At 70.1% G+C, this 13,356-nt stretch carries 11 protein-coding genes; all 11 read left to right on the top strand.

All coding sequences use genetic code 11. The features are described from left to right. The first annotated feature begins 16 nt into the window (after positions 1-16). Positions 17-1,252 carry a cytidylyltransferase domain-containing protein gene (locus OG520_RS15275; protein ID WP_399327360.1) on the top strand — a complete coding sequence of 412 codons (1,236 nt, stop codon included), beginning with the start codon at positions 17-19 and terminating at the stop codon, positions 1,250-1,252. A 51-nt stretch (positions 1,253-1,303) separates the two neighbouring features. Beyond that, positions 1,304-2,239, top strand: a complete 936-nt coding sequence (locus OG520_RS15270) for an N-acetylneuraminate synthase family protein (RefSeq protein ID WP_406013536.1) — start codon at positions 1,304-1,306, stop codon at positions 2,237-2,239. Positions 2,240-2,250: 11 nt separating this feature from the next. Next, positions 2,251-3,306, top strand: a complete 1,056-nt coding sequence (locus OG520_RS15265; protein ID WP_266415200.1) for a hypothetical protein — start codon at positions 2,251-2,253, stop codon at positions 3,304-3,306. A gap of 311 nt (positions 3,307-3,617) precedes the next feature. Beyond that, on the top strand, positions 3,618-4,538 hold the full coding sequence (locus OG520_RS15260; RefSeq protein ID WP_406013535.1) for a LamG domain-containing protein: 921 nt from the start codon (positions 3,618-3,620) through the stop codon (positions 4,536-4,538). An 840-nt stretch (positions 4,539-5,378) separates the two neighbouring features. Continuing rightward, the gene (locus OG520_RS15255; protein ID WP_406013534.1) at positions 5,379-6,011 is read left to right on the top strand and encodes a hypothetical protein; all 633 of its coding nucleotides are present in this window, start codon (positions 5,379-5,381) and stop codon (positions 6,009-6,011) included. A gap of 198 nt (positions 6,012-6,209) precedes the next feature. After that, complete coding sequence (locus OG520_RS15250; RefSeq protein WP_406016489.1) at positions 6,210-7,436, top strand: amidohydrolase; 1,227 nt, start codon at positions 6,210-6,212, stop codon at positions 7,434-7,436. Between the two features lie 138 nt (positions 7,437-7,574). Next, positions 7,575-8,615, top strand: a complete 1,041-nt coding sequence (locus OG520_RS15245; RefSeq protein ID WP_406013533.1) for a BMP family protein — start codon at positions 7,575-7,577, stop codon at positions 8,613-8,615. A gap of 248 nt (positions 8,616-8,863) precedes the next feature. Next, positions 8,864-10,507, top strand: a complete 1,644-nt coding sequence (locus tag OG520_RS15240; protein ID WP_406013532.1) for an ABC transporter ATP-binding protein — start codon at positions 8,864-8,866, stop codon at positions 10,505-10,507. Further along, positions 10,504-11,619 carry an ABC transporter permease gene (locus tag OG520_RS15235; RefSeq protein ID WP_406013531.1) on the top strand — a complete coding sequence of 372 codons (1,116 nt, stop codon included), beginning with the start codon at positions 10,504-10,506 and terminating at the stop codon, positions 11,617-11,619. Before OG520_RS15240 ends, OG520_RS15235 begins: the two co-directional genes overlap by 4 nt. Beyond that, a complete protein-coding gene (locus tag OG520_RS15230) occupies positions 11,616-12,905 on the top strand; it encodes an ABC transporter permease (RefSeq protein WP_406013530.1) in 1,290 nt (429 codons plus the stop codon). Before OG520_RS15235 ends, OG520_RS15230 begins: the two co-directional genes overlap by 4 nt. Next, positions 12,902-13,300, top strand: a complete 399-nt coding sequence (locus tag OG520_RS15225; RefSeq protein ID WP_266415187.1) for a cytidine deaminase — start codon at positions 12,902-12,904, stop codon at positions 13,298-13,300. Before OG520_RS15230 ends, OG520_RS15225 begins: the two co-directional genes overlap by 4 nt. Positions 13,301-13,356: the final 56 nt, after the last annotated feature.

Below are 13,356 nucleotides of genomic sequence, written 5' to 3'. Positions count from 1 at the left end.
CACTTCAGGAGCAGAGATGACCCCGACCCCCACCGTGCTCGCCGTGATCCCCGCCCGCGGCGGATCCAAGGGCGTACCGGCCAAGAACCTCGCCCAGGTCGGCGGCGTACCGCTGATCGCCCGCGCCGTACGCGCCTGCCTGGCCTCCCGCGAGGTCACGGACGTCGTCGTGACGACCGACGACGCGGCCATCGCGGACGCGGCCCGCGCCGCGGGCGACACGCTGGGCGCCCCCGAGCGGCTGCACATCGTCCAGCGCCCCGCGGCCATCGCCGGGGACAAGTCCAGCAGCGAGGACGCGGTGCTGCACGCCCTGGACGCCTACGAGGCGATGCGCGAGCGGACGGCCGACGTGGTGCTGCTGGTCCAGTGCACCAGCCCCTTCGTCGTACGGGAGGACATCGACGGCGTCGCCGCCGCGGTCGCCCACGACGGCGCCGACACGGCGGTCACGGTCGCCCCCTTCCACGGCTTCCTCTGGCGCGACGGCAGCGCGATCGAGGAGGACAACTACGGCGTCAACCACGACAAGTCCGTCCGGCAGATGCGCCAGGACCGCCCCGAGGACCTCCTCGAAACGGGCACCGCGTACGCCATGAACGCCGAAGGCTTCCGCACCCACCGCCACCGCTTCTTCGGCCACACCGCCCTGGTGCGCACCGACGCCGCGCGGGTCCTGGAGATCGACGACCCGCACGACCTGGCCCGTGCCCGCGCCCTCGCGCCGCTGCTCGACCTCTCGCCGCTGCCCACCCTCGACGACATCGACGCGGTCGTCCTCGACTTCGACGGCACGCAGACCGACGACCGGGTCCTCATCGACGCCGACGGACGCGAGATCGTCGCCGTCCACCGCGGCGACGGCCTCGGCATCGCCGCCCTGCGCAAGGCCGGACTGCCGCTGCTGATCCTCTCCAGCGAGCAGAACCCGGTCGTCGCCGCCCGCGCCCACAAGCTCCGCATCCCGGTCCTGCACGGCATCGACCGCAAGGACCAGGCACTCAAGCAGTGGTGCGACGAACAGTCCATCGCTCCCGAACGCGTCCTCTACGTCGGCAACGACGTCAACGACCTGCCGTGCTTCGCACTCGCCGGCTGGCCCGTCGCCGTCGCCGACGCCCACGACTCGGTACGGGCGGCCGCACGCGCCGTCACGACCACCCCCGGCGGCTTCGGCGCCATCCGCGAGATCGCGGCCTGGCTGCTCGGCCCCACCCTCACGGCCACGCATCCCACCCAGTCCCCCAAGTGATCCCGGGTCCCCCAAACCCGCCACGTCATCCGAGCTAAGGAAACACACCTCATGAGCACCTCCCGTCTGCGCACCCTCGGCACCCGCACCGCCGGCCCCGGCAACCCCGTCTACGTCACGGGCGAGATCGGCATCAACCACAACGGCGACCTCGACAACGCCCTCGCCCTGATCGACGTGGCCGCCGAAGCCGGCTGCGACGCCGTCAAGTTCCAGAAGCGCACCCCGGAGATCTGCACCCCGCGCGACCAGTGGGACATCGAGCGCGACACCCCCTGGGGCCGGATGACGTACATCGACTACCGCCACCGCGTCGAGTTCGGCGAGGCCGAGTACCAGGCCATCTCCGAGCACTGCGCCAAGCGCGGCATCGACTGGTTCGCCTCCCCGTGGGACACCGAGGCCGTCGCCTTCCTGGAGAAGTTCGACGTCCCCGCCCACAAGGTCGCCTCCGCCTCTCTCACCGACGACGAGCTGCTGCGCGCCCTGCGCGCCACCGGCCGCACGGTCATCCTCTCCACCGGCATGTCGACCCCGCGCCAGATCCGCCACGCGGTCGAGGTCCTCGGCTCGGACAACATCCTTCTCTGCCACGCCACTTCGACGTACCCGGCCAAGGCCGAGGAGCTCAACCTGCGGGTCATCAACACCCTTCAGCAGGAGTACCCCAACGTCCCGATCGGCTACAGCGGCCACGAGACCGGCCTCCAGACGACCCTCGCCGCCGTCGCCCTCGGCGCCGCGTTCGTCGAGCGCCACATCACCCTCGACCGCGCCATGTGGGGCTCCGACCAGGCCGCCTCCGTCGAGCCGCAGGGCCTCACCCGCCTCGTCCGTGACATCCGCACCATCGAGGCCTCGCTCGGCGACGGCGTCAAGAAGGTGTACGAGTCCGAGCTCGGCCCGATGAAGAAGCTCCGCCGGGTCGCGGGCGTCGTCGCCGAGAGCACCGAGGCGGCCCCGGCCGCCGAGCCGGTCGCGGTCTGACGGGCCGACCGGTGAACCTCGCCTTCGTCGAGAGCCCGGTCCAGCTCCTGAACGTCCTGGAGTGGGCCTACACAGAGGGAGGCGGCGACCGGGTCCTCACGGACATCACGGTCGTCGTCCTCCCCCCGGTCGACCCGATGTCGCGCGGTCAGCTGCGCCGGATGGCGGAGCTGGCCCGCGACGAGGGCGTCAACGTCCGCTGGCAGGAGGCGCGCGGCGGCGCGGGCGCCCCTCTGAAGAGCCTGCGCGAGCTGTCCGGACTCGTCCGCAGGGCGGAACACGTCGTCATCGGCGACCCGTTCTCCCGGTACGTACAACTCCTGCTCACCATGGTCCGGGCCCGCCGCCTCACCGTGGTCGACGACGGTACGGCCACCATGGAGTTCGTCGCCCAGCTCGCGCGCGGCGAACGTCTGGTGCGCTGGCACCGCAAGGGCAGCTCGGGCCCGCGCGAACTGGTCCTGGCCCCGGTCACGGCCCGCGCCCGCAGCCGCTTCACCCCGTCCGCCGACCGTACGGTCGAGGTCTTCACGGCCATGCCGGTCGAGGCTCCGCCCGGCGTGAGAGTCACCCCCAACACCTTCGCCTGGACCCGCGCCCGGTTCGGCCCGCCGCTGCTCACCAAGGGCGCGGACCTGGTCGGCACGTCGCTGGTCGAGACGGGCGTGGTCGACCGGGACCAGTACCTGGAGGCGGTCGCGTCCCTGTCCCGCACCCACGGCGCGACCCGCTACTTCGCGCACCGCCGCGAGTCCACCGAAAAGCTCCACGCCCTGGAGGCCGCCACCGGCCTGGAGATCGTCCGCCCCGATCTCCCCCTGGAACTCATCGCCCGCCGCGGCCCCATCGGCCGCACGGTCCTCAGCTTCCCCTCCACGGTCGTCCACACCCTGCCCCTCGCCCTGGCCGGCACCGAAGTGAAGGTCGCCGTCTGCGACATCGCCCCGGAATGGCTCCGCGACACGGCGTCCCCCCGCGCCCAGGGCTTCCTGAGCGGCGTCACGGAGACCGCCCGCGACGTACAGCGTCTGGCGCCCTGGCGGGCGACGGCGGTGACGGAGGCGTAGGACGTATCAGGCGAACGTCCCTCGGCCCCGCCCAGCTGCCAGCCCCCGCCCGGAACGCGGAAGGCCCGTGGGTGGGCTCGGCCGCATCCCTGTGACAGCGCTTGCATGTCATATGTCTCGTTCTGCCGAATTGATGCAGAACATTCCTCTGGTTGGGTACGTGGCCTCTGCATAGGATCCTGCCGGATTCCCTTTACTCGGGGAATCTTCATCTTCTCGCGTATGGGGTGGGGATTATGTGGAGACGCTCGTGTCGTCGAAGAGGGGCTGGAGTGGTGGCCGCCGCCACGTTGAGCCTCATTGTGGGAGGAGTGGTGGCACCGCAGGCGACGGCGGTGGGACCGGCCGGTAGCGACGCCGGGGACGGCAAGGGGGCCATCGCTCGGTGGAGTCCGGCGAGGACCCCGTCGAAGCTCTCCGGTTCGAGCCCCGCGACCGGCCTGCCGCAGATGTTCCAGCAGGGCCAGGTGGTCAAGGGGCGCTGGAAGTTCGAGGAGACGACTGCCGGTACACCCGCAAGTACTCCGGACGCCGTAGAGCAGTCCCAGCCGATGAACCTGCACGGGGGAGCACAGCTCGGGCCGGGGACGATCGATGCCAGTGGTCTCCAGCTGAACGGTGTCGACTCCTACGCCGAGCTCCCGGCCATGCCGGTCGACACAAGTTCGAGCTTCACGGTGACCGCATGGGTTCAGGCGTCCGAGTCACCGGACCACCCGATGACCGTGATCAGTGCTGCGGGAAACACGCGCAGCGCCTTCGACCTGCGCTTCCAGCCGGATCCCACTGGTCTCGAAGGATTTGGAAGCTGGGAGTTGACACTGCCCGATGAGGACAGTGCCGGGGCTGTGACCAGGCAGGTCAGCAGTACGGAGTTCTTCGATGTCCGTGACTGGAACCACCTGACGGTGGTCTACGACAGCTTCGCCAAGGAGGCCCGGCTCTACGTCAACGGCATACTCCAGGAATTCAGGTGTGCTGACGACGACGGAGACGGCCAGCCGGACGACAGCGCCTGCCGGGACCAGGTTGCCTGGGTGGGCGATGTGCGGACGTTCAGGGCCGAAGGGGCCGTACAGGTGGGGCGTGCGGTGCCGAACACCGCAGGCGGGTACTTCGCCGGGACGATCGACGACGTCTGGATCTTCCAAGGAGCGTTGAACAGCAGCCAGGTCAGCTATCTCGCCAACACCTGGTTCGACATTCCGACTGAGGTTCCGGCCGGCAGTTGATGTTGCCGAGTGGTGGCGCCGACCGGGCAGCAACCCGGTCGGCGCGGCATGGTCGCGGCCATGAAATCCGAGGACCCGCACACCGTGGGGGTGGCCGCGTGGCTCGCCGCTCAGGCCCATCGGGACAGCGGGCCGGCGCATTTCGACGCGGCCGACGCCGTGACCATGGAAACCCTCGCCCATCTGGAGCCGCTGCTGGCGGACTCCGGCGACGACGTCCTCGCCATCGCCGGTGCCCTTCGCTTCGAGGCGGGTTGCACCGCGGCCCGTCGTGGTGACAGCGGGAGCGCCTGGGGACACTGGGACACAGCCCGCGCCATGTCCGCGCGGCTCCCGGCGGGTTACTACCACCCGGTCACTTCGTTCTGGCGCGCCATCATGGGTGCGCACGCGGTGACCGTGGCCGTGGAACTGCATGCGGGCGGGGAGAGCATGCGGCAGGCCGCCGCCGACATGTCCGCGATCCCCTCCCGGCCCAGGCGCGCCCGGCACCGCATCGAAGAGGTGCGCGGCTACCAACTCGACGGCCAGCCGGAAGCGGCTTCACTACTTCCTCTCCTGTGGCCACCTGTTCCAGGATGCGCGAGAGGTGGGTCTTGGCCTCATGGACGTTGTACTGACGAGCTGCTTCCACGGCTGCCTCGCAGGGACGGACCGACGGGTGGACCAACCGCTGGACCAAGCCTGCCCCCGCGATCCGGAGGCGCGCGCCGATGGTGGCTCTCGCAAGCCCGAGCCGGGCGTCATGGATCACCCTGACCCGTAAGTGGCCCGCGCCCAGGGTTTGTTGGGGGAAGGCCCCGATAGCGGGCAGGGTCGGCCGGGCGCGAGCATCGGCGCATGACAACGATGCAGATGGCGACGGAGCGACAGAGCGGGACAGCCGGTACGGGCCGGGCGACGGTCGGAGCGGCCCTCCTTGTGGGACCGGTCCTGATGGCGGGGTACGGAGCGGTGCGGCTGGCCGGGCGTGCCCTCGGTGATTACGGGCCCGGGGTGTGGTGGTCGCTGGCGCATCTGCTGTTCCTGGCCGGGGTGCTCGCCTTCGTGCCGGTGTTCCTGGGGCTGCGGAGGCTTGCCGGGGAGCGAGGCGGCAGGAGGGTCGCCGTCGACGTGGCCGCCGGGGTCGGGCTGCTCGGTACGGTGGCGGTGGTGGTGCAGGCGGTGATCGACCTGGCGGCCGGGTTCGTCGCGGCGGACAAAGAGGCCATGAGCGAGATCTTCGATCGGGTGCAGGGCGTGCCCGGTGTGATGCCGTTGGTCTACACCGTGGTGCCGATGCTGTTCTGGCTCGGGCTGCTGGCCCTAGTCACCCTGCTCGCGTTCCTCCGCCGTGACCTGGTCCGGGCGTGGGCGCCGGTGCTGGTGCTGGCGGGCACCGTGCTGATGGCCGTGAGCCTGGATCTGCTGCCGGCCGGCGCCCTCTGCCTCGGGGTGGCGCTGATGCCGGTACGCCGGGGGCTCTCCGCCTGACGGCGCCCGATGGCCGACCTGGCCGACCTGGGTGGTCGGAGTGGTCGGGCATGGCGCAAAGGGGGGCGAGTGTACCCACGCCGCCATTACCTCACACGCCACGGCGCAGTCATTTATTCGTCTATGTGGCTGAACTTTTCTTGTTTCATGGTCAGTTGACGGGTGAAGGGCCTTACCCTTCACCAGGTGAACCAGTTGATGTCCCGCGATTCCGATGCCCAGCCGCCCGGCGACGAGGCGCTGCCCGGCACCCTGCCCGAGGCCTTGCGTGCCGAACTGATCGCCTTCCGGCGCGACTTGCACATGCACCCCGAGCTGGGCAACCAGGAGTTCCGTACCACCGCGGCCATCAAGGCCCGGCTGGAGAAGGCCGGACTCGAACCCCGGGTGCTGGACACGGGGACGGGGCTGATCTGTGACGTGGGGAGCCGGGAGGGCGACCAGCGGCCCGTGCTCGCCCTGCGCGCGGACATCGACGCACTGCCCATCCCGGACACCAAGACCGGCGTCCCGTACCGCTCCACCGTCCCCGACCGGGCGCACGCGTGCGGGCACGACATCCACACCACCTCGGTCCTCGGCGCGGGGCTCGTGCTCGCCGATCTCGACCGGCAGGGGCTGCTGCCGAACCCCGTGCGGCTGATCTTCCAGCCGGCCGAGGAGGTGCTGCCCGGCGGGGCGCCCGACACGATCCTGTCCGGGGCGCTGGAAGGCGTCGGGCGGATCATCGGGGTGCACTGCGACCCGAGGGTGGACGTCGGGCGGATCGGGCTGCGGGTGGGGGCGATCACCTCGGCCTGCGACCGGCTGGAGGTGTCGCTCGACGGTCCGGGCGGGCACACCGCCCGGCCGCACCTGACCACCGACCTGGTCACCGCCGCCGCCAAGGTCGCCACCGAGGTGCCCGCGCTGCTGGCCCGGCGGGTGGACGCACGGGCCGGGCTCGCCGTCACCTGGGGGCGGCTGGAGGCCGGCCACGCCTGCAATGTGATCCCGCAGCACGCCGAACTGTCGGGCACCGTCCGCTGCCTGGAGCTGGCCGCCTGGCGGGAGGCCCCCGACCTGGTGCACGCCGCGATCGACGAGGTGGCCGGGATGTATGGCGCCAAGACGGTGATCGACTACGTTCGGGGCGTCCCGCCCGTCGTGAACGACGCCGCCGTGATCGATCTGCTCGCCACGGCGATGACCGCGCGCCGCGGGTCGTATGCGATCGAGGACACCGAACAGAGTCTGGGCGGCGAGGACTTCTCCTGGTACCTGGAACACGTCCCCGGGGCCATGGCCCGGCTCGGCGTCCGCACGCCCGGCGACAGTGCCCGCCTCGACCTGCATCGCGGTGATTTCGACGCCGACGAGGAGGCGATCACGGTCGCCGTCGAGCTGTTCACTGCCTCCGCGTTGCTCGATGGCAACCATCAGTAACCGGACACGTCACCTCTGGTTCGCGACGATCCGATAACGGCTTCCGTACAGGGCTTTATCTGACATCTACGCGCGTTACGATCGCCGCGAAACCAGCGCCGGAAGAGGCGCTTCGGTCAGGTTTGAAGGAGCCTTCCCTTGCGCCGGGTATCCAAGATCACCGCTGCGTGTACCGTCACCGCGGCCCTCGCCCTCACCGCCACCGCGTGCGGCGAGTCGTCCACCGAGAGCTCCGGCTCCGACAAGGGCAAGATGAAGATCGGCATGGCCTACGACGTGGGCGGCCGTGGTGACAACTCGTTCAACGACTCCGCCGCGCGTGGTCTGGACAAGGCCAAGTCCGAGTTCGGTGCCGAGACCAAGGAGCTCACCGCCAAGACCGGTGAGACCCCCGCCGACCGTGAGCAGCGCCTGGAGTCGCTCGCCGAGGGCGGCTACAACCCGGTCGTCGCGGTCGGCTTCGCGTACAAGGACGCGGTCGACAAGATCGCCGCCAAGTACCCGAAGGTGAACTTCGGCCTGGTCGACTCGGTCGCGAGCGCCAAGAACGTCGACAGCATCGTCTTCACCGAGGAGCAGGGCTCCTACCTCGCCGGTGTCGCCGCCGCGCTGAAGTCGAAGGACGGCCAGGTCGGCTTCATCGGCGGTGTGGACCTTCCGCTGATCAAGAAGTTCGCCGCGGGCTTCCAGCAGGGTGTCAAGGACACGAACCCGAAGGCCAAGGTGCAGGTCCAGTACCTGTCCACCGGTTCGGACCTGTCCGGCTTCGGCAGCCCCGACAAGGGCTCGGCCGCCGCCAAGGGCATGCTCGACAAGGGCGCCGACGTCATCTTCGCCGCCGCGGGCGGCTCGGGTGCCGGTTCGATCGAGGCCGTCGCGGGCAAGAAGGGCGCCTGGTCCATCGGCGTCGACTCCGACCAGGCTCTCGACCCGTCCCTGGCGAAGTACAAGGACACGATCATGACCTCCGTCGTCAAGAACGTCGACGGCGGCGTCTACGACCTGGTCAAGTCCGTCAAGGACGGCAAGCCGCTGGCCGGCACGCAGACGTACACCCTGGCCAAGGACGGCGTCAGCCTGACCACCACGGGTGACCACCTGAAGGACATCCAGGCCAAGCTCGACGAGGCGAAGAAGAAGATCGCCGACGGCACCATCAAGGTCAAGACCACGACCTGATCCACCGTCGATCGGGGCCCGGGTGAGCCGCTTCGGCTTCACTCGGGCCCCGATTTCACGTACCGGCCCGGCTGCCTTGCCGTAGCCGTACGCACACGGTCCGCGACCTGTCATCAGGTGGCCAACGATTCGGTGGCGCTACGCGCGTAGCGTCCGCCGGGCGCGATACCTTTCACGCTCCCACCGCCTCCGCCCTCCGCTCCTGCCAAGGAGAGTGCGCCATCAACGCGTCCAGCAGTCCCCATGCCGTGGAGCTCCGCGGCATCACCAAGCGGTTCCCCGGGGTCGTGGCCAACCACGACATCGACATCACCGTGCGCCGTGGCACCGTCCACGCCCTCGTCGGCGAGAACGGCGCCGGCAAGTCCACTCTGATGAAGATCCTGTACGGCATGCAGAAGCCGGACGAGGGCACCATCGCGGTGGACGGCGAGCAGGTCTCGTTCCACAACCCCGGTGATGCCATCGCGCGCGGCATCGGCATGGTGCACCAGCACTTCATGCTCGCCGACTACCTCACCGTCCTGGAGAACGTCGTCCTCGGCTCCGAGAAGCTGTACGGCATCGGCGACCGGGCCCGCGCGAAGATCAAGGAGATCTCCGACTCGTACGGTCTCGGGGTCCGCCCGGACGCCATGGTCGAGGACCTCGGGGTCGCCGACCGGCAGCGCGTGGAGATCCTCAAGGTCCTCTACCGCGGCGCCCGCACCCTGATCCTCGACGAGCCCACCGCCGTCCTCGTACCGCAGGAGGTCGACGCGCTCTTCGACAACCTCCGCGAGCTCAAGGCCGAGGGCCTGACCGTCATCTTCATCTCGCACAAGCTGGGCGAGGTCCTGTCGGTCGCCGACGAGATCACCGTGATCCGGCGCGGTACGACGGTGGGCACCGCCGACCCGAAGCACACCACCACCAAGCAGCTCGCCGAGCTGATGGTCGGCAGTGAGCTTCCGTCGCCGGAGACCCGCGAGTCGACCGTCACCGACGTGCCGATGCTGACCGTCGACGGGTTGCGGCTGAGCGCCACCGACCCGGACGGCGTGGTGCGTTCGGTCCTCGACGGCATCGGCTTCACCATCCACAAGGGCGAGGTCCTCGGGATCGCGGGCGTCGAGGGCAACGGCCAGTCCGAACTGGTCGACGCCATCATGGGCATGCGCCACCTCGACGCCGGAGTGGTCACCCTCGACGGCGACGACATCTCCCGCACGCCGACCCGCAAGCGCCGCGAGGGCGGCATGGGCGTCATCCCCGAGGACCGCCACCGGCACGGACTGCTGCTGGAGGCCCCGCTCTGGGAGAACCGCATCCTCGGCCACGTCACCGAACGCCCCAACAGCAAGGGGGCGTTCCTCGACCTCAAGGGCGCCCGCGCCGACACCGAGCGGATCGTGCGCGAGTACGACGTCCGCACCCCCGGCATCGACGTGACCGCCGCCTCGCTCTCCGGCGGCAACCAGCAGAAGCTGATCGTCGGCCGCGAGATGAGCCACGACCCCAAGCTGCTGATCGCCGCGCACCCGACCCGGGGCGTGGACGTCGGCGCGCAGGCGCAGATCTGGGACCAGATCCGCGAGGCGCGCCGCGAAGGCCTCGCGGTGCTGCTGATCTCCGCCGACCTGGACGAGCTGATCGGGCTCTCCGACACCCTGCGTGTCATGTACCGCGGCCGGCTGGTCGCCGACGCCGACCCGGCGACCATCACCCCGGAGGAGCTCGGCTCGGCGATGACGGGCGCGGCCACCGGCCACCTGGAAGCACCGGACGAGTCACCGGCACCGGACGACTCGCCCGCCGAGAGCGCCGGAAGCGCCGAGAGCGCCGAGAGCGCCGAAGGCGGAAGCGCCGGAAGCACCGACACCGACCCCCGGGACGGGGGAGAGGACCGATGAAGAAGATCGACAAGGAGCGGCTGCTCCTGGGGATCGCGGCCCCCGTACTCGCGATCGTGGTCGCCTTCCTGGTGACCGCACTCGTGCTGGCCGCCACCGGCAAGGAGCCGTTCAGCGCCTTCGGCATCATGTTCGACTACGGGATGAAGTCGGACAGCCAGGTCTACATCCTCAACAAGGCGACGACGTACTACCTCGCGGGTCTCGCGGTGGCCGTCGGCTTCCGGATGAACCTCTTCAACATCGGCGTCGACGGCCAGTACCGCCTCGCCGCCTTCTTCGCCGCCGCGGTCGGCGGCGCGCTGACGCTGCCCGGCGCCCTGCAGATCCCGCTGATCATCCTCACCGCGATGATCGTCGGCGCGATGTGGGCCGGTATCGCCGGTGTCCTCAAGGTCACCCGGGGCGTCAGCGAGGTCGTCTCGACGATCATGCTGAACGCCATCGCGACCGCGGTCATCGGCTACCTCCTCCAGCAGGGCCGCCTCGGCCACCTGGACGAGGCCGGCACGAAGATCTCCACCAAGCCGCTCCCGGAGTCCTCGCACTTCTTCGAGTTCCCGACCACCCCGTCGCCCGTCTGGGGCTTCATCGTGGTCGCGGTCGTCGCGGGCGTCGCCTACTGGTTCACGCTCTCGCGCACCCGCTTCGGCTTCGACCTGCGCACCGTCGGCCAGTCCGGCTCCGCCGCCGAGGCCAGTGGCGTCGACGTCAAGAAGATGGTCATCACCTCGATGCTGATCTCCGGCGCCGTCGCCGGTCTGATCGGTATGCCGACCCTCCTCAACGACAGCTACGAGTACAGCGGCGACTTCCCGGTCGGCATCGGTTTCACCGGCATCGCCATCGCCCTCCTCGGCCGCAACCACCCCGTCGGCATCGCGCTCGGCGCGCTGCTCTGGGGCTTCCTGGAGCGCGGCACCGGCAAGCTCGAATTCGAGGGCTACGACAAGGAGATCGTCGGCGTGATCCAGGGCGTCATCGTCCTGTGCGTCGTCATCGCCTACGAAGTCGTCCGCCGCTACGGACTCAAGCGCCAGCAGAGCAAGGTCGGCGCGGAACTCGCCGCACAGGCCGCCCGTAACAACGACCAGCAGGAGGTGTCGGCGTGAGCGCCACGGCGACTTCCACCCCGCCCCCCGCGGCCCCCAAGGTCTCCGGCGGCAAGGGCGGCCGCACCCGCCTCTCCTTCCCCGTCGTCCTGCTGATCATCGCGGGCGTCCTGCTCGTGCTGTCCGCGGTGCGCGCCATCACCGGCGCGCAGGACGTCACCTCGGCGGGACAGATCAGCGCGGCGCTCGCGATGGCCGTGCCGATCGGCCTCGCCGGTCTCGGCGGCCTCTGGGCCGAGCGGGCCGGTGTGGTCAACATCGGCCTCGAAGGCATGATGATCCTGGGCACCTTCTTCGGCGCCTGGGCCGGCTGGCAGACCAACCCGTGGCTCGGCGTGCTGGCCGGGGTCGTCGGCGGCATGCTCGGCGGACTGCTGCACGCGGTCGCGACCGTCACCTTCGGCGTCGACCACATCATCTCCGGTATCGCCATCAACATCCTGGCGCTCGGCTTCACCACCTACTTCGCCAAGCTCTGGTTCAACTCGGGCGAGGCGGCGGCCAAGGGCGGCAGCCCGAAGCAGTCCCCACCGGCCGACGACATCACCTCGGTGACGATCCCGGGCCTGTCCGACTGGCTGCACTCCATCGAGAAGCACCACTGGTTCTTCGTCTCCGACCTGGCCGGTGTGCTCGGCGGCCTGGTCACCAATGTGTCGCTGCTGACGATCCTGGCCATCGTCCTGTTCGTCCTCACGTTCTTCGTGCTGTGGAAGACCTCGTTCGGGCTGCGGCTGCGCTCCTGCGGCGAGAACCCCGTCGCCGCCGAGTCGCTCGGCGTGAACGTCTACACGTACAAGTACATCGCGGTGATCATCTCCGGCGGCATGGCCGGCCTCGGCGGTGCCTTCCTCTCGCTGGTCACCTCGCACATCTACAACGAGGGCCAGACCGGCGGCCGCGGCTACATCGGTCTCGCCGCGATGATCTTCGGCAACTGGCGGCCCGGCGGGCTCGCCATGGGCGCCGGCCTCTTCGGCTTCGCCGACGCGCTCCAGCTGCGCAACGGCGGCGAGTCCGTCCACGCGCTGCTCCTGCTGCTCGTGGTCGTGCTGGCCGTGCTCGCGGCCTGGAAGCTCTACCGCAAGAGCTTCGTCCAGGGCGTGGTCAGCGCGGTCATCGCCGCCGTGGTGCTGGTCTGGTACCTCGGTACGGACACGGTGCCCACCGAGTTCGTGAGCGCCACCCCGTACATCGTCACGCTGCTCGTCCTCTCGCTCTCCGCCCAGCGGCTGCGGATGCCGAAGGCGGACGGCATGCGCTACCGGAAGGGCCAGGGCAAGTGACGGCCGCCGCGGAGGTCGACTGGGCGGCGCTGCGGAGCGCCGCACGGTCCGTGATGACCCGTGCGTACGTCCCGTACTCGCACTACCCGGTCGGTGCCGCGGCGCGCGTCGACGACGGCCGCACGGTGTCCGGCTGCAACGTCGAGAACGCCTCGTACGGCATCGGGCTGTGCGCCGAGTGCGGCCTGGTCTCCCAGCTGCACGCCACCGGGGGCGGCAGGCTCACCCACTTCACCTGCGTGGACGGGGCGGGCGAGATCCTGGTGCCGTGCGGCCGGTGCAGGCAGCTGCTGTACGAGTTCGGCGGCCCCGAGCTGGTCCTGGAGACGCCGGACGGGCTGCGCACGCTCGACGAGATGCTGCCGCAGGCGTTCGGCCCGGACCACCTGAAGTAGCGGGCGCCGCAGCGCGTCCACCGTGGCCCTCCCGCCCGTCGGGAGGGCCACCCCCA

Origin of the sequence: Streptomyces sp. NBC_00984, assembly GCF_045162475.1 — a bacterium.
Classification (GTDB): Bacteria; Actinomycetota; Actinomycetes; order Streptomycetales; family Streptomycetaceae; genus Streptomyces.
This window is presented reverse-complemented; position numbering and strand designations above follow the sequence as displayed.